14 protein-coding genes are annotated in these 18,807 nt (G+C 40.6%); 11 read left to right on the forward strand and 3 right to left on the reverse strand.

Annotated elements, in window-relative coordinates; all coding sequences use genetic code 11:
• Positions 1-125: 125 nt before the first annotated feature.
• A complete protein-coding gene (locus AAHB12_RS02100) occupies positions 126-1,235 on the reverse strand; it encodes a GerAB/ArcD/ProY family transporter (RefSeq protein WP_342044155.1) in 1,110 nt (369 codons plus the stop codon).
• 142 nt (positions 1,236-1,377) lie between these two features.
• Here AAHB12_RS02100 and AAHB12_RS02105 point away from each other — a divergent pair, with 142 nt between their 5' ends.
• The 6 genes from AAHB12_RS02105 to AAHB12_RS02130 all read left to right on the forward strand — a co-directional run bounded on the left by AAHB12_RS02105 (position 1,378) and on the right by AAHB12_RS02130 (position 11,957).
• Positions 1,378-2,979, forward strand: coding sequence for a spore germination protein (locus AAHB12_RS02105; RefSeq protein ID WP_342044156.1), 1,602 nt, complete (start codon positions 1,378-1,380; stop codon positions 2,977-2,979).
• A 29-nt stretch (positions 2,980-3,008) separates the two neighbouring features.
• Entirely contained in the window at positions 3,009-4,181 is a 1,173-nt protein-coding gene (locus tag AAHB12_RS02110; protein ID WP_342044157.1) for a Ger(x)C family spore germination protein, read from the forward strand.
• 342 nt (positions 4,182-4,523) lie between these two features.
• Positions 4,524-6,857 carry a transglycosylase domain-containing protein gene (locus AAHB12_RS02115; RefSeq protein ID WP_446715501.1) on the forward strand — a complete coding sequence of 778 codons (2,334 nt, stop codon included), beginning with the start codon at positions 4,524-4,526 and terminating at the stop codon, positions 6,855-6,857.
• A 628-nt stretch (positions 6,858-7,485) separates the two neighbouring features.
• Positions 7,486-8,538: a Gfo/Idh/MocA family oxidoreductase gene (locus AAHB12_RS02120; protein ID WP_342044208.1), complete on the forward strand. Its 1,053-nt coding sequence runs from the start codon at positions 7,486-7,488 to the stop codon at positions 8,536-8,538.
• A 216-nt stretch (positions 8,539-8,754) separates the two neighbouring features.
• On the forward strand, positions 8,755-10,188 hold the full coding sequence (locus AAHB12_RS02125; RefSeq protein WP_342044158.1) for a sugar porter family MFS transporter: 1,434 nt from the start codon (positions 8,755-8,757) through the stop codon (positions 10,186-10,188).
• Between the two features lie 770 nt (positions 10,189-10,958).
• The gene (locus AAHB12_RS02130) at positions 10,959-11,957 is read left to right on the forward strand and encodes a LacI family DNA-binding transcriptional regulator (protein WP_342044159.1); all 999 of its coding nucleotides are present in this window, start codon (positions 10,959-10,961) and stop codon (positions 11,955-11,957) included.
• Between the two features lie 233 nt (positions 11,958-12,190).
• Here the strand turns inward: AAHB12_RS02130 and AAHB12_RS02135 are convergent, their stop codons facing one another.
• Complete coding sequence (locus AAHB12_RS02135; RefSeq protein WP_342044160.1) at positions 12,191-12,358, reverse strand: DUF3933 family protein; 168 nt, start codon at positions 12,356-12,358, stop codon at positions 12,191-12,193.
• 254 nt (positions 12,359-12,612) lie between these two features.
• Here AAHB12_RS02135 and AAHB12_RS02140 point away from each other — a divergent pair, with 254 nt between their 5' ends.
• The gene (locus tag AAHB12_RS02140) at positions 12,613-14,193 is read left to right on the forward strand and encodes a sensor histidine kinase (RefSeq protein ID WP_342044161.1); all 1,581 of its coding nucleotides are present in this window, start codon (positions 12,613-12,615) and stop codon (positions 14,191-14,193) included.
• Between the two features lie 16 nt (positions 14,194-14,209).
• Positions 14,210-14,905, forward strand: a complete 696-nt coding sequence (locus tag AAHB12_RS02145; RefSeq protein WP_281278897.1) for a response regulator — start codon at positions 14,210-14,212, stop codon at positions 14,903-14,905.
• Between the two features lie 343 nt (positions 14,906-15,248).
• Here AAHB12_RS02145 and AAHB12_RS02150 read toward each other — a convergent pair whose 3' ends face one another.
• Entirely contained in the window at positions 15,249-16,274 is a 1,026-nt protein-coding gene (locus tag AAHB12_RS02150; protein ID WP_342044162.1) for a DctP family TRAP transporter solute-binding subunit, read from the reverse strand.
• 178 nt (positions 16,275-16,452) lie between these two features.
• Between AAHB12_RS02150 and AAHB12_RS02155 the strand changes: the two genes are divergently transcribed.
• The 3 genes from AAHB12_RS02155 (at position 16,453) to AAHB12_RS02165 (ending at position 18,581) form a co-directional block, all read left to right on the forward strand.
• Positions 16,453-17,703, forward strand: coding sequence for a dicarboxylate/amino acid:cation symporter (locus AAHB12_RS02155; protein WP_129728446.1), 1,251 nt, complete (start codon positions 16,453-16,455; stop codon positions 17,701-17,703).
• Positions 17,704-17,894: 191 nt separating this feature from the next.
• On the forward strand, positions 17,895-18,206 hold the full coding sequence (locus tag AAHB12_RS02160; RefSeq protein ID WP_342044163.1) for a hypothetical protein: 312 nt from the start codon (positions 17,895-17,897) through the stop codon (positions 18,204-18,206).
• A gap of 204 nt (positions 18,207-18,410) precedes the next feature.
• Positions 18,411-18,581: a hypothetical protein gene (locus tag AAHB12_RS02165; RefSeq protein ID WP_342044164.1), complete on the forward strand. Its 171-nt coding sequence runs from the start codon at positions 18,411-18,413 to the stop codon at positions 18,579-18,581.
• Positions 18,582-18,807 lie beyond the last annotated feature (226 nt).

Genomic DNA, 18,807 nt, shown 5'->3' on the forward strand with positions numbered 1-18,807 from the left:
GTAATGATGGATAAAACGATAGACAGGAAAGAGAAAAAAATATATAAAGCCCAAGGATACTGAATGATTACTTTAGACTGCCATGGCCAAAGAAATTGCTCCATTGTGAGATACAGCTCCTATTTCTATAATCCGCTTTTTTTCATTTGTTTACCGGATATGCCCTTTCGGATACAGGTCACAATCAATAATAAACTAGGAATTAAAAACCAAGGGACTATCGAAGGATATCCAAGGCTTCCTAAACCTGAAGCAATATGCTCCGATGTGCTTTTGGATTCGGTTAATCCTAAAATAAGGACAATGACGCTTACAGGGAAAACAAGAACTCTGCTATCGCTAAGATATAACAATTGCTGTATTCCCCGAATGACTCCATACATTTGTAACGTCACTTTAAAAAAGACGAAGCCCATAAAATACAAAATCCCTAACGCATCTAGGTTTTCGAGAAAGTCCGCAATAGAGATAGTTTTGACTAACCTGTATAAGGGGTACGTACTGCTTGAAAAGACTTCTTCACCAAATGTAAGGATCGCCAGTGCATCGAAAGTAGAAAGAAGAATTCCATATAAAAGAGTAGCCAAGATAGTCGTTTTTGCGATGCGTTCCGGCTGTTTCGTCAACGTCCAAATCATAGCGAACTCAAGGGTTTCCGCAAAGGATTGCTGGGCGCCGCTTGGCCATGTCCCTTCCCAAACACGGCCCCACCCTTCTCCCAAAACCGGCTGTAATCGTTCAATACGGATCGTATCTGATCCAAAAATTAAGACAATCTCAACCAAAAATAAAACTAATAGGACAGGCAAAATGATCTCTCCGAGACGAGCTATAACCTCAATTCCACTAAACAGAGCGTAAGCGATAGCGATCATAAATACGCTAAGGATCACCCAATTAGGTGTACCTGGCAAAATAGTTGTTGGGATGAGGTCCTTTACATCACCGAGTGTACGACTAGAGTTGTATAAAAACATAAGCATATAAAACCAGGAAATAGGGGTGCCAAGCCATTGACCAAACTGGGCAGGAAACCATTCAACAAGAGTTAATCCCGGCTGAAGACGCATTAAGATGAGAAATATACCAATGAGACATGTCCCAAGTGCAGTAGACAATAAGACAGATAGCCAAGCATCTTTCCCGGCGGCAGAAGCAAACCCGAATATCCCAGACGAGCCAATTTGAAACAATAAGGTAAGCATAAACAATTGGGTGATTGAGATTCTTTCCATGGTTTTCCTCATCCTAATCCACTTTTTGTCACCTGCTTTAGTATTAACATGAACAAAATTTTGGGAGGATATCCTTGAAATTTATTTTTATATCTGGTCAAAATAAGAAAAATTATCTGAAGCTAGAAGGGGAGTTGTGGGAATGAAAATACTGGGTTGGTTGAAAAAGAGAGACCTACAATCGAAGCAAAATCATGAGCCACTGTTATGTCCCCAGCGGGATGCTTCAAAAGATGCTCGGCTAACAGGTCTTTTCCATAATGATATAAACCAGTTGAAAGGGGTTTTTGATCGGTTCTCCGATATTGTTTTTTATGAGTTTCAGTTAGGCGGGATCCAAAAGGGAGTACTTATTTGCTTAGATGGCATGGTAGATACAGAAATAATTGATTCTGATGTGATAAAACCTTTACTAAAAGTTGGAAAAGAGGTAATTCTCTCCGCGGACATTCCATTAAGGGATATGGAAGCCTTTCTGCAGGAGCAAGTTATTCATGTCTCGCAAGTTAGTATAGGGGAGACCATTCAGGAAGCAGTAGAGCATATTTTGGACGGGGATACCGTTTTATTATTAGATGGAGTAAAGCAAGCTCTTTTTATTAGCGCCAAAGGATGGGACATGAGATCTGTTGAAGAGCCAGCGACGGAAGCGGTAATTCGTGGTCCTAGGGAAGGTTTTACAGAAAACTTGAGAACCAACACGAGTCTGCTTCGCAGAAGATTAAAAACCTCTCAGCTCAAAATGGAAGCTATAAAGGTAGGGCGATTATCAAATACGAATATCGTTATTACCTATCTGGACGGGGTTGTGGAGCCATCTCTCGTAGCAGAGGTGCGAGAAAGGTTAAGACGAATTGATATTGATGCAATTTTAGAAAGCGGCTATATTGAGGAACTTATTGGGGATAATCCCTTTTCTGTTTTCCCCCAGGTGAACAATACTGAGCGTCCAGACAAGGTGGCAGCTAATTTATTGGAAGGAAAGATAGGGATACTCATTGACAATACACCGTTTGCGCTGATTGTGCCGATTACTTTTTATGAAATGCTGCAATCAAGTGAGGACTATTACCAGCATTTTATGGTTTCGACGGTAATCCGATGGCTCCGCTTCTGTATGATAGGAATTGCTTTACTTTTACCCTCCCTTTATATTGCGATAACGACCTATCATCCAGAAATGCTTCCGACTACCTTATTGCTTAGTGTTGCTTCTGGAAGGGAAACCGTTCCTTTTCCAGCCTTTGTAGAAGCTTTAATTATGGAGATTTCCTTCGAAGGATTGCGGGAAGCTGGTGTACGTCTGCCAAGGACTGTTGGGCAGGCGGTGAGTATTGTGGGGGCTCTAGTTATTGGGCAGGCGGCAGTACAGGCCGGAATTGTATCTGCTACGATGGTAATTGTTGTTTCTATTACTGGTATATCATCCTTTATTTTCCCTGTTTTTAGTCAAGGAATCGCCATTCGGCTGCTTCGATTTCCCATGATGATTTGCGCGGCAACATTAGGTTTATATGGTATCTTAGTGGCAATTTTAATTCTTTTAATCCATATGGCACGACTTCGTTCTTTCGGTGTGCCTTATTTGTCTCCAGTGGCACCTTTGAATCTTACGAGTTTGAAGGATATTTATGTGCGTGTTCCTTGGTGGGGAATGGTGGATCGTTCTGATCAAACCGGGAAAAAGAATCGAAAACGGATGAGTCATTCATTGCGTCCGCGTTCACCTCAGCGAAAAAGTTAGAAAAGCTATGGCTAGGAAAGGGGAACGTTATGAGAAAACTAGGCATCCTCGTTATCTGTTGCGTTATGATACTCGCGCTAGCTGGCTGTTGGAGCCGGGTGGAGATTAATGATATCGCGATTGTAACTGCCACAGCTATCGATAAGATGCGTGATGGAAAAATCCGCATCGCGCTTCAAGTGGCAATTCCAAAGAAGCTTGGCCCTGTTGGGGCCGGTGGTTCTGGAGGAGAAATGGAAACAACTCTGCTGATTTCGGAGACGGGAGAAAACGTGATGGATGCCTCTCGGAAACTGCAAGAAAAATTTCCTCGCCGCATTTTCTTTTCTCATAGCCGAAACATAATCATTGGAGAAAGGGCGGCAAAGGATGGTGTTTTTCCACTCTTAAGTTTCTTTGCGAGGGGAAGGGAAGCACGTCTGCGCGGTTTTATTTTGTTCTCCAAGGGAGAAGCTGCACGCATTTTAAAACCAGCTCCCAACATTGAGCGATACACTTCAGAGGCTATTAGGGAGGAATTGAAAGCGGGGGTAGGACTAAGGATCATGCAAAAGGACTTTATTGATATGCTTACGACAGAAGGGATTTCCCCTGCTGCGGCTCAAGTGGCAATAAGACCTGCAGAAAAGGGAAGGAAGAATGCGGGGCTAAATCCTGCCATCAGCGGAACGGCTGTTTTTCGTCAAGATAAATTGGTAGGGTGGATTGATGAGGGGGATACACGGGGGGTACTATGGTTTCGCAATGAGGTGGAGAAATCAAATATTACAGTCACGGTACCAAAGGAAAAAGGAGGGGGAAAAATCGGTACCCAGTTACTAACAGGAAAGACAAAGGTGAAGCCAATCCTTGAGCAAGGCAAAGTAAAGATGAAAGTGAATGTTCATGCAGAAGTTGAGCTTTTTGAAAATGGTTCAAGTTTAGATCTAGGCAATCCAAAAGTATTGCAATACGTTCAAAATCTGCTAGAGATGGCCGTGAAAAAAAGGATGCAATCGGCTCTTTATAAGACACAGAAACAGTTTCATTCTGATATATTTGGGTTTGGAAATTCCTTGTATCGCACCTACCCGAAGCTATGGAAAGAACGCTTTAAAAAACAGTGGAATGAGGAATTTCCCGAACTAGAGGTCAGCATAACGCCTCATATTTCCATCGTTCGAATCGGGCTTTACGTCAAATCTCCAGAAATGAAAGATTAAAATAAAAGCGGGCGGTATGTATCTATCCATCCATTTTCTTCTATGGCTGGATGTTGATTGTGTTTATATTCCGCAAACTGTCTGCTTGTCAGACGGCTTGTTTTAATCACCTTATTATAAAAACAGCGCATTTTCTTGTTGCTAACGGGTTTATAAAATTTTTCATTCGCTTCATTTTTTGTCCCTCTATTAAGGGTCATTTTGAATATTTATAGTAGAAATAACAAAACAATTAAATATAGAAGATATACGTTTCCTATTGACGAAATGTCTGGTTTGTTAAAAAATAAAAGCTATGTAATTTATAAAACTTGAGAAATTATGCCAAAGGTGGTTTGAAGTATGGGGAGAATGGAGAGAAGGCAGCAGCAAAAGCAACAGCAAAAGTCGGCGAGGCGTATAGGAATGCCGTGGCGTTCTAAAGGTCTTATTTTTAAAATTACGACGGCAACAGCAGCATTAATTGCTTGCATGTTTCTCGTTTTTAATATTGCTGTTCTAGCAAGCGATGTAAGTAAACTAGAGGATCCAGCGCCGCAGCCGACTATTATTTATGATCAAAATGGTAAGATTGCCAGCACAATTGCTGCCTCCGATATTAAAGGGGTTGGATTAGACGAAATCCCAAAGAATGTGATTCATGCCGTTATTGCAACGGAGGATCAACGATTTTATAAGCATCATGGAATTAATTATGTGGGGATTGCCCGGGCGTTTGTTGAGAACGTAAAAAGCGGAGAGGTTGTAGCGGGCGGGAGTACGATTACACAGCAGTTAGCAAAAAATGTGTTCCTCACTCAGGATAGGACATATACACGGAAATTGAAGGAGCTCGTTCTGACAAAGAAAATTGAACGTACGTACTCAAAGGATGAAATCATTGTTCGCTACTTAAATCAAATTTATTTTGGAGAAGGAGCATGGGGAATTGAGAGAGCTGCTGAAACGTACTTCGGTAAAAATGCCAAAGACCTAACATTGAGCGAATCTGCTATCCTGGCTGGACTAATTAAAGCACCTTCTGTGTTATCGCCTGTTAAGAATTTTGAAAAGTCGATGGAGAGAAGAAATGTTGTCCTTTCTTTAATGCAAAAGGAAGGATATATTACTCAAAGTGAAGTGAACCAAGCAAAGGCGCAGAAAATTGTGTTAAAAAGCAAAAAAGCGACTGATGACTATGATGGAAAATATCCTCATTATGTTGATCATATTATTGAAGAAGCCAGTGAGAAGTACGGTTTAAACGCAAATGAGATTTTAGCTGGAGGTTACAGCATTTATACAGAGCTCAATCCAACGATGCAGGAAGCGACGGAAAAGACATATGCAAATAATCGCCTGTTCCCGAACAGCCCATCTGATCAGCTCGTACAAAGTAGCGCGGTGTTTGTAAATCCTTCAACAGGGGGGATTCAGGCGCTAATCGGAGGAAGAGGAGAGCATACATTTAGACAGTTTAATCGTGCAACACAGTTAAAACGGCAGCCTGGCTCTTCGATGAAGCCGTTGGCTGTTTATACGCCTGCGTTGGAGAATGGATATGACATATTCGATGAACTACAAGATAGGCCGCTTAATATTAGCGGATATACACCGCTAAACTACGATAAACGCTTCCGTGGGGAAGTAACTATGTATAAGGCTGTCATTGAGTCCTACAATGTCCCAGCTGTTTGGTTATTACAAAAGATCGGCTTAGAGAAAGGCTTAGATTCTGTACGCAGCTTTGGCATTCCACTAGAGAAAGAAGACGAAACCCCTGCTATTGCATTAGGCGGCATGCATGAGGGTACCTCTCCGCTTAAAATGGCACAAGCTTTTGCTGCATTCGCAAATAATGGTGTGATGGTAGAGGCCCACGCAATTAAGGAAATTAAAAATGCGGATGGAGAAACAATTGGAAAATGGAAGAAAAAATCGAAGAGGATTATGGATGCCGTCACTGCACAAAAAATAACCTACATGCTTAAAGGTGTTGTGCAGGAAGGAACTGGAAGAAAAGCTGCGATAAGCGGAAGGGATATTGCAGGTAAAACAGGAACGACACAATTGCCAATACAAGGGCTCGATGGGGCAAAGGATCATTGGTTCGTCGGATATACACCGGAGATTGCAGGTGCCGTTTGGCTTGGATATGATAAAACGGACGCATCACATTATCTTTCCTCATCTAGTGGATCGACGTCTGCAGTTATCTTTAAAGAGATTATTTCCAAATCCCAATCTGTGCTTCCTGATAAAACATTCGATCTCTCATTACTTGGCAGCAAGTATAAGAAAAAAAATCAGAGTGTACAAGTAGAGCAGGAAGAGAAGCAGGAAACAGAAAAGCAGGAAACAGAAAAGCAGGAAACAGAAGATAAGGCTCAAGAACAGGAAGAGAAGCAACAAGAGAAAGAAGAAGAAAAGCAAGAAAAAGAAGAGCAAAAACAAGAGCAAAAACAAGAGAAGGAAAACGAGAAGCAGAACGAGAAGCAGAACGAAGAACAAAAGCAGGATAGTGGAACGCAGCAGGGGAATAATGGAAACAGTAATACTACTGGTAATACTGGCAATACTATTGGTAATACTGGCAACACTACTGGTAATACCGGTAAGCCGACACAAGAGCAGCAACCCCAAACCCAGGAAAAGCAACAGAACCAAGAAAGCACACAGAGTCAAGCAACTCAATAGAATCATCAATCACCCAAAGCAAGCAGAACAGGATTTCTCACATCCCTACTTGCTCGGAAAGGAAGCAGCCTCGGCAAATGGATCGGGGCTGTTTTTGATCTTGGGCTACTCTAATCTTTTGAGAAATCGTTTTCCTTGAAACCTTAATGAAATATACTTTTTTATGAAGAATAAATCAAATTAATAAGCTCTATAGGACATTTTAGTAAATATTTAGCCTATTTATCCATCTTTCACATGGAATATTCTATAAAAACTCGCCAATATCACTTCTCTTTTAGAAAAAACAATATTGACCTCTATCAAAAACTATCTTATAATTAAAAACAATTAAAGAAAACGTTTTCCTTAAAACTTATGAAAGGTAGGTTTTTCTAGTTAAGATAAAAACAAAAGATTATGATATGTAATTCTCATTATTTTTGTCTTAACAGCATTTTCAATGTAAGACGCTATTGGTTTTATTAATTAAAACTCATAAGAGAAGTTAATCGAAATTGTTTTTAAAACTTATTACAGTTTTAAAAGTAAGCGCTTAATCTGTATTGATTTTACTATTAATACAGAAATCGGTATTCAGGTGCAGCTTCAACAAAATTTATAAAATATGAAAAGGTGGAGAGATATGATGGGGAAGGTAAAGGTTGGTATTGTTGGATTAGGTCGATTAGGGAGACAGCATGCAGAAAATTTGGCGTTCCGTATCCCGAACTGTGAATTATTAGCTGTTTGCAGTGTTATTCAAGATGAAGTCGAACAAGTCCAAAAAGAGTGGGATGTTAAATATGCCTATACTGATTATGATGAAATGCTGAAGAATAAGGAGTTAGATGCTATATTTATTGCTTCTCCATCTGGATTTCATTGTGAACAAATTGAAAAGGCCTTACATGCTGGTTTTCATGTATTCAGTGAAAAACCGCTTGGATTATATTTGGAAGAAGCAGTACGTGTTCAAGAGGTAGTTAATAATCACCCAGACAAGGTATTTATGATTGGTTTCATGCGAAGATATGACAGATCATATGTATATACGAAAAAGAAAATTGAGCAAGGGAAAATCGGAGATCCGGTTTTGGTTCGTTGCTACGGACTTGATCCGGCAAAAGCTATCAATGGATTTATGCAGTTTGCGAAAAACAATTACAGTGGTGGTTTGTTCTTGGATATGGCCATCCATGACCTGGATTTAGCTAGATGGTATCTAAATGCAGAAGCCAAACAGGTATGGGCGATTGGCGGTGCTTATGCTTATCCAGAAATTGCACAGTTAAACGATGCCGAAACAGGAGCGGCATTGGTGAAATTTGAAAACAATAAAATGGGAATTTTTGTAGCTGGACGTAACTGTGCTCATGGATATCATATTGAAACTGAGATTATCGGCACGAAAGGTACATTAAGAATTGGGACAACCCCAGACAAAAATATGGTATCCGTATTTGATGATAATGGGGTCGTGAAAGAATGCTCAGACGGATTTTTAGAACGATTTGAACAGGCGTATTTGAGCGAGGCAGAAGAATTTATTTCTTGCATCAGGGAGAACAGACAACCAAGTGTCACTGTGGAAGACGGGGTATTATCTACAGCCCTTGGCTATGCTTGCAAAGAGTCATTTGAAACAGGAGAACTGATTTCGGTTCAATCTCCTTATAAAACAAAACCGTTATCTATTTAATTGGAGGGCACGCTACTCGTTATTTGATGACTATATAAGTCCATTTTAATGTTTCCACATATTTAAAGCAGGTCAGTTCAAGTATTCATTAAGTGGCAGAGTTAGTGATATATCAGATGTTTAAGTTGGACTTATAGATTGTTAAAAGTAAAGTAAAACGAGAAGCAGTGTATGAATTAGAGGTTGGCACAATACAGCAAATGAGGGTGATCATGCATGAGCAATCAAGGGAGGAAGAACCCAAGAAATTATAAAAGCTTTTTGCAGCTTATTATGATTTCTGCGACCTTTGGCGGGCTTCTTTTTGGATATGATACTGGGGTTATCAACGGAGCTTTACCTTTTATGGAAAGGCCTGATCAGCTTCATCTAACACCAGTTACAGAAGGTCTTGTTACGAGCTCGCTTCTATTAGGAGCTGCATTTGGTGCGTTAGCGTGCGGTAAACTAGCAGACCGCTATGGTCGTCGGAAAATGATCCTTAATCTTTCGTTTTTATTCCTGTTAGCATCACTTGGAACTACATTTGCGCCTAATGTTTCAATCATGGTTGTCTTCCGGTTTTTACTAGGGCTCGCTGTTGGCGGGGCATCATCGATGGTACCGGCCTTTTTAGCAGAAATGGCACCCCATGAGCAACGCGGCCGAATGGTGACGATGAATGAATTTATGATTGTTGGCGGGCAATTATTAGCCTACGTTTTCAACGCTATTCTTGGTGTTACAATGGCTGATACTGGACATGTTTGGCGATACATGCTTTTTATTTGTGCAATTCCGGCTTTAGCGCTATTTGTAAGTATGCTTGTTGTTCCAGAGAGCCCAAGATGGCTAGCTGCAAAAGGGAAAAAGAATGAGGCGTTGCGTGTTCTGAAACAAATACGTGACGAGAAACGAGCACAAACTGAATTTAATGAAATTGAAGCAGCATTACAAAAGGATTCAGAGCTTGAAAAGGCATCTATCAAAGACTTTGCCGCACCATGGATGCGCCGCGTTTTGTTAATTGGCATTGGGGTTGCCATGGTAAATCAAATTACAGGTGTTAACTCCATTATGTATTATGGAACGCAAATTCTTGAAGAGTCTGGCTTTGGTACGAAGGCGGCTTTAATTGCTAACATTGCGAATGGGCTCGTTTCAGTGATTGCAGTAGTATTTGGGATTTGGATGGTTGGTAAGGTAAATCGTCGTCCCATGCTGATTATTGGTTTGTCTGGAACCACAACAGCACTTTTACTTATTGCAATATTTTCAAAGGTACTTGAAGGATCGGCTGCCCTTCCGTATGTTGTGCTTTCTTTAACGGTGTTATTCCTTGCCTTTATGCAGGCGTGTGTTGGACCGGTAACATGGTTAGTCATTGCAGAAATCTTCCCGCAAAGACTAAGGGGTCTTGGGGCTGGTATTAGTGTATTTTTCCTATGGATTGTAAACTTTATTATTGGTTTTACTTTTCCAATACTGCTAAGCTCTGTAGGTCTATCTACTACATTCTTTATTTTCGTCGTTCTTGGTATATTGGGAATTGGCTTCGTTTACAAATGGATGCCAGAAACAAATGGACGCACACTTGAAGATATAGAGGAGCATTTCCGTTCACAATATGATCAGGGCAACACAAATAAATCAATGATGAAGGTCCAATAAGAAAAATAATTGTAAGCGCTTATGACTAGAAAAATAAATTGTAAGTATGCAGTTTACATAGGGCTGTCGAAGTACATCACCCTATTACGAAATGGAGTGTTGATTCAAAATTTGCTGATTTGATTGATGGGTTAAGCGACTTGAGAACACCTCCATTGTTCTACCTTAGGTCATGTTACCGAATGTAGTACTATCAGACTTTATTAAAAAGTCGTACGCACTTCTCTGAAAAGGGTGCTGTATGCTGTAGAGACTATCAATAACGAATGTGAGGCAGCCTTGTATATCAAGGCTGTCTTTTTCTCACTGTAAGAAAGTATAAATTCCCAGCTAGAAGTTCATTCGGCGTAGTAGGGAATTTTAGGAATACAGTATAAGTGCAACTACGCCTCTGTCTTCGCCCAAGGGCAGGGCTTGCCAATCGGCGAGTTTTCTTTAGTGGGTATCCTGCTCCTGTACATACTTTCTCTTAGTTTTTTTGTTTAGAAGGGAGACCTAATATTGGAGTAAGTGTAAAATCGGAACATACTTCTCCTTTTATAAAATAGCAGTATAGAAGGAGGGAGAGGAGCAAGAGTGGGTTATATTTGAGTTTGTTATATTAAGATATCTTTGTTGTACTTATGTATCATGAAGATATACATAATATTAAACAATAGTCTTGATATTCGATATTGAATTTTACATGTTATAATAGCATGAAGCGTTTTCATGTTACTATGTTAATGTTATATAAATGAAAGCTAGTAAAGAAAGGAGGAGCTACTGTTGTGAAACCGACCATTCATAGTGTCGCTCAAGAAGCTGGGGTTTCCATTTCCACTGTTTCAAAAGTGATACATAATACGGGAAGCATTAGTGAACAAACTAGGAAAAAAGTGTTCCAAGCAATGAATAAACTCAATTATCATCCTGATGTAGCCGCAGCTTCTCTAAGAGGGAAAAAAACAAAGATGATTGGTTTGCTGGTTCCTGATATCTCAAATCCGTTTTATGCTGAGGTTGCAAGAAGCATTGAAGATCGCAGTCGTGAGTTGGGATTTAATGTTATGATGTGTAATACAGATAATGATGCAGAAAAGGAAAAAGAATATCTATCACTTTTAACTAGCCAAAGAATAGATGGCATTGTTGTAGCTTCAGCTTTTCGAAGCACTGACTTGCTTGAAGGTCTGCTGGAAAAAGGAATTCCGATTGCCTTAATCGCTTCAGAGATCCCAAAATTATCTATAGATACTGTAACGGTTGATGACTATAAAGGAGGATACTTAGCTACTTCATATTTGCTATCCTTAGGTCATAAGAGAATTGCTATTATTGTTGAAAATGTTCGGAGTAATATACCGCGCCTAGAGGCATTTAGAGATGCTATGGAAGAAGCTGAGTTGCCTATATTGGATGGTTATATAATAAAAACAGAAGCTATGATTCAAAAGGGATATGAAGGTGCCCGGCAACTTCTTTCCTTGCAAGAAAGGCCGACTGCTATTTTTGCTTGTAATGACTTGTTGGCGGCTGGGGTTATACAGGCTGCTAAGGAAATGGGATTCAATATTCCTGAGGATGTATCTGTTGTTGGGTTTGATAATACGGTACTTTCGACGACAACTTCTCCAATGTTAACGACAGTTGCCCAACCGGTGAAAGAGATGGGAGCAAAGGTTATTGATTTATTAACGAAAGAAATGCAAACATCTAAACCTTATAAAGAACGGTTACTCCTTTCTCCTGAATTGATGATTAGGCAATCAACAGCTGCTTTGCCTTAAATCTATAAATCAACAATCAGAGAAAATAAGGTTTTTATATTTGTGGGCGTAAAACCACGATACCTTTAGGTTCGTGGTAGTTCACATACAAAGGTTTATGTTTCTTTTTAGAGGCACCCTTGAGCAGTATAATCGGCTGACGTCCTTACAAAACACATGAATGGCAGGCGCGCGTACATACGTAACTAGACTTGCAGCTAAATATGTCTCCTCTGTTCATCAGCAGGCTTACATTATTTCATCTCTCGTTGTTTTAATTTTTCTTCTGAAATCGCAATATAGGAATCACCGCTTCTCATACTGCATTCCTCTGCCTTTTGAATGGCTTCCTCAAAGGTTTCAGCATATGAATAAATGAAATAACCATCTTTTTCAACTCTGCAAACGGCATATCGGCTCATTGTGTTTCTCCCTTCATCCTACAGTCTTTTTACATAGTATAATGCTACTAGAGGAATTGGGCAAAATAATCTCTCGTTTCTACTTTAGCGATACATTCCCAGATAGATGCTGATTGGGTTTTCTTTCTACAAGTGAGATAGTGATTCGACTAAGCGAGCCTCCCGATTTGTATGCAAACCAATCTTATGAAATGCTATACTAAGCTTGTTGTATTTTCTTTGCAGTCCAACTACAAACATTGAGGAAATTATAGATGAAGAAACTGTTTACGTCCAATTTGCGCATGAAAATTGGGATTCTTGTATTTTGCCTTGTATTTTTATCAAGTGCTATTAGCGGTGGAATGCTCGTAGAAAAGGTATTGTCAGCAACGGAAGATGAACAAGGACAGCGTGCATTGTCTATTGCCCGATCGGTTGCGGAGCTGGAGCCAATTATTAATAATGTTGGGCAGCCTGATGGGGCTAAGAGCATTCAGCCGGTTGCTGAAAAAATTCGTCTTGCAACAGATGTGGAATATATTGTCGTCTATGATATGAATCGTATTCGCTATTCTCACCCTATCTCATCGAAGATTGGGACAGTATTTATGGGAGGAGATGAAGGCCCTTCCTTAGCTGAGCATGTGTATATTTCCCGTGCCTATGGCAGTAAGGGGCCTTCTATCAGGGCGTTTGTGCCAGTGATGAAGGAAAGCAAACAAGTCGGGGTTGTTGTTGTAGGAATTGTAACACCGACGTATAAGCAGCTGCTTTTAGAATATCGCAGTGATTTGCAGATTCCTTTTTTTATTGCTCTCATTGTTGGATTGATAGGGGCAGTATTGCTTGCTTACAATATTAAAAAGCAAATGTTTAATATGGAGCCGGCTGAGATTGCCCGCTTGCTTGAGGAGCGGGTTGCTGTTTTTCAATCAATTGGTGATGGGGTTATAGCGATTGACAGTCAATATCGTATTACAATAGCGAATCCAGAGGCTTGCCGCATTCTTGGCTTGGCAGAACCTGTTGTTGGAAAAGGAGTGTTTGATGTTATCCCAGACAGCGGGTTAACAACAGTGATGCAAACGGGAACTCCGCAATATAATGAGGATCGCATTGTTGGTAACGCTCGCATACTGGTTAGTATTCTGCCGATACGGGTGAAGGGGAAAATTGTAGGAGCGGCAGCAACGTTTCGAGATAAAACAGAAATGTTCAATTTGGCCGAGGAGTTGACAGGGGTTAAGCAATTTATTGAGGCGCTTCGTGTACAGAATCATGAGCATCGAAATAAGCTGCATGCAATTGCTGGGCTTATTCAATTAGGAAAATCAGAACAAGCGCTTAGTTACGTGTTCGATAGTGTACATGAGCAGGAGGAGCTGGCATCCTTTTTAACTAATAACATATGTGACTATAGCATTTCTGGTTTGTTGCTCGCAAAGGTAAGCCGGGCGAAGGAGCTGGGCATTCAGCTCCATATCGACCGCGGCAGCTGTTTGAAGGACATCCCGCAGAAATGGGATGTTGGTATTTTGGTTACGGTAATCGGAAACTTATTAGAAAATGCGATGGAGGCACTTCAAGGCCAGGCCTTAGAGAGACGGAAAATAGAGTGTGCCATTCGTGATTTGGCGGATGAATTAAGAATTGAGATAAAGGATAATGGACAAGGTATTCCGAAACAGATACGAGATCAAATATATAAGCAAGGATTTACGACAAAGGGAAGTAAAAATCGGGGAATTGGGCTTGCTCTGATTCATAGGTATGTAGAAAATGTGGGTGGGAGAATCGATTTGGAGACAGAAGTAAATCTGGGAACCATTTTCACGGTTATTATTCCGAAATAGGAAAGGGGCAAGGGAGTTGCAGGAAAACATCAGGGTAATGATTGTGGATGATGATCCGATGGTTATGGAGGTGAACAAGCAGTTTGTGGAAGCTACCGGTGGATTTGAAATTGTAGGTGCAGCGCAATCTGGTATAGAGGCTTTAGCGGCGATTGCTGCAAAGCAGCCCCATCTTGTTATTCTTGATCATTTTTTGCCTGATTTGAATGGTATGGATGTATTGGTAGAACTGCGTAAGCAAAACCAACCTGTTGATGTGATTTTGGTGACCGCAGCTCGTGATTCAGAAACAGTGCAAAGTGTATTTCGGTACGGAGCTATTGATTATATTGTGAAGCCGTTTCGCTTTGACCGCTTCAAGAGTGCACTTGATAATTATAAGGCGCTCCGTCTCAAGCTGGCAAAGAACGAGCTAAACCAAGAAGAGATTGATTATTTGGCGAATACTAAGGTCAAGCCGCAGCAGAGAGAGTTGCAATTATCCGAAGAGCCTCTTCCAAAGGGGTTAAATGCAGTTACAATGAAACAAATTTTGCTGTTTTTATTAAATCAGAAGAAAGCATTGTCGGCTGAAGAGGTTGCTGAGGGGGTTGGGCTGGCGCGAGTGACAGCGCGAAGATATTTAGATTATCTGGAGAAAACGAAAAAAATAAAATTGGAAGTTCAATATGGAACGATTGGACGACCTATTAATCGCTATTCTCCTTTATAATGTGAAACAGCTACAATTGGCAGCTCTTCTATTACGAAAAAAGCTTCATAGAAAAGGCGGGCTGCATCTTGCTTTTCTGTGAAGCTTTTTTTCTTTCTTGTAAAAATGGATACATTCTAGGTTGAAGTACTCCGGCCCCTGTACTGCCGTAAAAGGCGGGCTTTGTCCGCCTTTCTTACACTTTAAGAAAGTATAAATTTCTAGCTGGGAGATCATTCGACGTGGCGAGAAATTTTAGGAATAAAGTATAAGTGCAACTACGCCTCTGTCTTCGCCCAAGAGCAGGGCTCGCCAATCGGCGAGTTTTCTTTAAATGATTTATTGTCTATACGAGAAACTATGGTTATTTTGTTTTTACATATTCTTCAATCACTTTATTATCAATTTTGTTTGTAAACCATTGGTATGTAGAATGAAAGGTGTTCCTCCACTCCGTCTTTTCTTTAGGACTTAACTCATAAATAGAAAGATCCTCTTGCTGTTTCAGCTGTAAGTATTGCTCCTCCTCCATCTTTGCAGCTGTTTGTCTTTCCCATTCTGTTACCTCGTCTATTGTTTCCTCAAGCATCGTTTTTGTATCTTTCGGAAGACTGCTCCAAAACTGGTTTGTTGTAATAACAAAGTATCCTAAATAGCCATGGTCGCTTTTAGTCATATATTCTTGATGAGTGTAGAGCCGTTTGTTATTAATGTTTGAAACAGTATTTTCTTCTCCCTGCACTTTTCCAGCTTCTAATGCTCCGTACAATTCATCAAATGGCAGAACAATGCTTTTGGCGCCAGCAAGCTCGAACTGCTCTTTAATTACTTCGCTATGTGCGATACGAAAGACCAGTCCAAAGAGATCTTCAGGCGTTTGAATTGGTTTTTGGTTGTTTGTCAGCTGTTTAAAGCCATTATTCCAAACAGCAAGCAGCTTAAAGCCTTTTTTTTCAAGAAGCCGGCTTATTTCTGCGCCGACTGGCCCCTCTGCCAATTCATCAACTTCCTCATGGTTGTTAAATAAGTATGGTAAGTCTAGCAGCTGTGCTTCTGGAAGGATTTCTGAAAATTTGGCTGTATGTGGCGCAATCATCTGAACATTTCCCTTTTGCAGCTGTTCAATTTCTTTGTAGTCAGAGTATAGACTGGAATTTGGAAAGACCTGCACCTCGATTTTTCCATTACTCCGCTTCTCTACAAGCTCTTTAAATTTCTTCGCTGCTAATCCTTTAGGAGTATTTTCCCCCGTTACATACGGGAAGCGAATAATGAGCCTTTCTTGATCGCTTACTTGATCATAGTCCACAGCGCGAGGGGAGCTGCATCCAGACAATAGAAAGGCGGCTGTTATGATGGGATAGAAAAGAACTCTCCTTATACAATGCAAAGTGTATCACCTTCCTGGTAGTCATAACGGAACTTTCTTTTATTATAACCTAGTTATTTTGTGAGACCAAAAAGAACAATAAGAACTAAAAAACCATAAAATTGTCGGACTTGTGAACTTCTATTATAGTTGGGTACAGGAAATAAAGCGTTTTCAAAAATTAAAAGGAGGCTGGACGATGTCTAAATTGAAAAATCTGACTGTTCAAGTAATTCTAGCAATTATTATTGGTATTTGCGTGGGTCACTTCTTCCCTGCGTTCGGAGCAGAGTTGAAGGTGTTAGCTGATATTTTTATTAAACTCATTAAAATGGTTATTGCTCCGATTGTATTCTTTACAATTGTCATTGGTATTGCAAGCATGGGAGATGTAAAAAAGGTAGGACGTATTGGCGGTAAGGCGTTGTTATACTTTGAAATTGTGACAACGTTTGCTTTGGCGATTGGACTCCTTATTGTAAATCTTGTGAAGCCTGGTGAGGGCATTAATACGAGCAACATAGAGGGAGATGTTTCTCAATTTACAAAGCAAGCAGCAGAAACAAGTCATGGTTTAGTAGACTTTCTCATGGGTATTATTCCTGATAATATCGTGAGCGCGATGGCAAAGGGTGAGTTGCTTCCTATTCTATTTTTTGCTGTGTTATTCGGGGTTGCGCTTGCGGCTATGGGAGAGCAGTCAAAGCCTGTTATTCAACTGTTCGATAAATTGAGTCATGGCTTTTTCGGAATTGTAAATATGATTATGAAGCTTTCTCCGATTGCGGCGTTTGGTGCGATGTCTTATACAATTGGAAATTTTGGCCTTGGTTCTTTGTTTTCTCTTGGCAAACTAATGGGCTCTGTTTACTTAACGATGTTCTTCTTTATCGTGTTTATATTAGGTGCAATTGCAAGATTCTATGGCTTTAACATTCTATCATTCATTAAATTTATTAAAGATGAGATTTTCCTAGTATTAGGTACTTCCTCCTCTGAATCTGCGTTACCTCGTTTAATGGACCGATTAAACCAATACGGCTGCTCTAAATCTGTTGTTGGTCTTGTAGTGCCAACGGGTTATTCCTTCAACCTTGATGGAACATCTATTTACTTGTCCATGGCTGCAATCTTTATCGCGCAAGCTTATGGTATTGATTTAAGCATTTGGGATCAAATCACATTGCTCGGTATTTTAATGCTTACGTCAAAGGGTGCTGCAGGAGTAACGGGTTCTGGATTTGTTACGTTGGCTGCGACGCTTGCCGCATTCCCGGTAATTCCGGTAGAGGGTATGGCACTTCTGTTGGGAGTGGATCGCTTTATGTCTGAAGCGCGTGCTATTACAAACTTAATCGGAAACGGTGTGGCAACTGTTGTAGTTGCAAAAATGGAAAATGAATTCACTCCGCAACAGGTAGAAAAAGTAGTAGAATCAAGGATTTCTTAATAGCGGACAAACGGGCTATCCTTTCTTTGTACGAAAGGATAGCCCGTTGTTGGTTGTTTGGTTGCTTATAACGGGCGTTATATGATCTATTTCAATATTTGTTGTCAGGAAGATAAACACCTATTCCTGTTGGCTTTAAGACGCATATGGTAAAGGTGATAGGTAAAATAATGAAAAGGGAGGAAATAGGAATGTTTCCACGACAGGTACCATTTGGAGGATCTCCATATTTAGCTATGGGTCCATATATGGGAGGAGGCTACGGCAGTCCATATATGGGGGGAGGCTGTGGATGCTCATATACGGGAGGAGGCTATGGCAGTCCATATACGGGAGGAGGCTATGGCGGCCCATACACGGGAGGAGGCTATGGCAGTCCATATACGGGAGGAGGCTACGGCAGTCCATATATGGGAGGAGGCTATGGCAGCCCGTACACGGGAGGAGGCTATGGCAGCCCGTACACGGGAGGAGGCTATGGTAGCCCGTACACGGGGAGCTAAGGAATTCTTTCTGCAGCTGGCTATAGAATGAAGTGCGTATTTAACAGGTAAAATAAGCAACGATTCATGAGGCACCGTCTTGGTCCTGGACGGTGTCGTAAGTTTGCTAGGAAAGTATTTGCTTTTCGGTTGCTTTGATTCGTATAAAAATACATAAGAGTGGAAACTCTATGTAGAAAGACTTTGCACAGGGAGGTATAAAATATGCCCAATGAGTTTGTGGACAATCGCTATTTAACAGATCTGTTATCTATTGTTTTAGGATTTGATGATACAAGTGTCAAGGAATTATCTCCCGAGCAGCAGCTTGAGGTATTTAAGCATTTACATAGCGCAAGAGGTGAATTTGATAAATTGAATGATAGTACCGGATGATGAAACGAGACGGTACTCTAACAAGTTCTCGATATGAAAAAAGGCTGCCTAAGAGCAGCCTTTTTTCATATGATTGGCAACATACGATACTTGTGTACAAAAGAAGGTGCGTGAATGAAGGTAGGTGGTGCAGCCGTTTTGGCAGGCGAAAGGGTATGTGCGGTAAATAAACTGACCAAGTACAAAATCCTATCATAGGTGCGATATGAATGTTTTGTGCCATTTG

This window comes from Bacillus sp. OTU530, assembly GCF_038440375.1.

Bases quoted from the DNA above. Each gene is read 5' to 3' on its own strand.
- AAHB12_RS02100 (WP_342044155.1), bottom strand. From the start codon at position 1,235: ATGGAAAGAATCTCAATCACCCAATTGTTTATGCTTACCTTATTGTTT.
- AAHB12_RS02105 (WP_342044156.1), top strand. From the start codon at position 1,378: ATGAAAATACTGGGTTGGTTGAAAAAGAGAGACCTACAATCGAAGCAA.
- AAHB12_RS02110 (WP_342044157.1), top strand. From the start codon at position 3,009: ATGAGAAAACTAGGCATCCTCGTTATCTGTTGCGTTATGATACTCGCG.
- AAHB12_RS02115 (WP_446715501.1), top strand. From the start codon at position 4,524: ATGGGGAGAATGGAGAGAAGGCAGCAGCAAAAGCAACAGCAAAAGTCG.
- AAHB12_RS02120 (WP_342044208.1), top strand. From the start codon at position 7,486: ATGGGGAAGGTAAAGGTTGGTATTGTTGGATTAGGTCGATTAGGGAGA.
- AAHB12_RS02125 (WP_342044158.1), top strand. From the start codon at position 8,755: ATGAGCAATCAAGGGAGGAAGAACCCAAGAAATTATAAAAGCTTTTTG.
- AAHB12_RS02135 (WP_342044160.1), bottom strand. From the start codon at position 12,358: ATGAGCCGATATGCCGTTTGCAGAGTTGAAAAAGATGGTTATTTCATT.
- AAHB12_RS02140 (WP_342044161.1), top strand. From the start codon at position 12,613: ATGAAGAAACTGTTTACGTCCAATTTGCGCATGAAAATTGGGATTCTT.
- AAHB12_RS02155 (WP_129728446.1), top strand. From the start codon at position 16,453: ATGTCTAAATTGAAAAATCTGACTGTTCAAGTAATTCTAGCAATTATT.
- AAHB12_RS02160 (WP_342044163.1), top strand. From the start codon at position 17,895: ATGTTTCCACGACAGGTACCATTTGGAGGATCTCCATATTTAGCTATG.
- AAHB12_RS02165 (WP_342044164.1), top strand. From the start codon at position 18,411: ATGCCCAATGAGTTTGTGGACAATCGCTATTTAACAGATCTGTTATCT.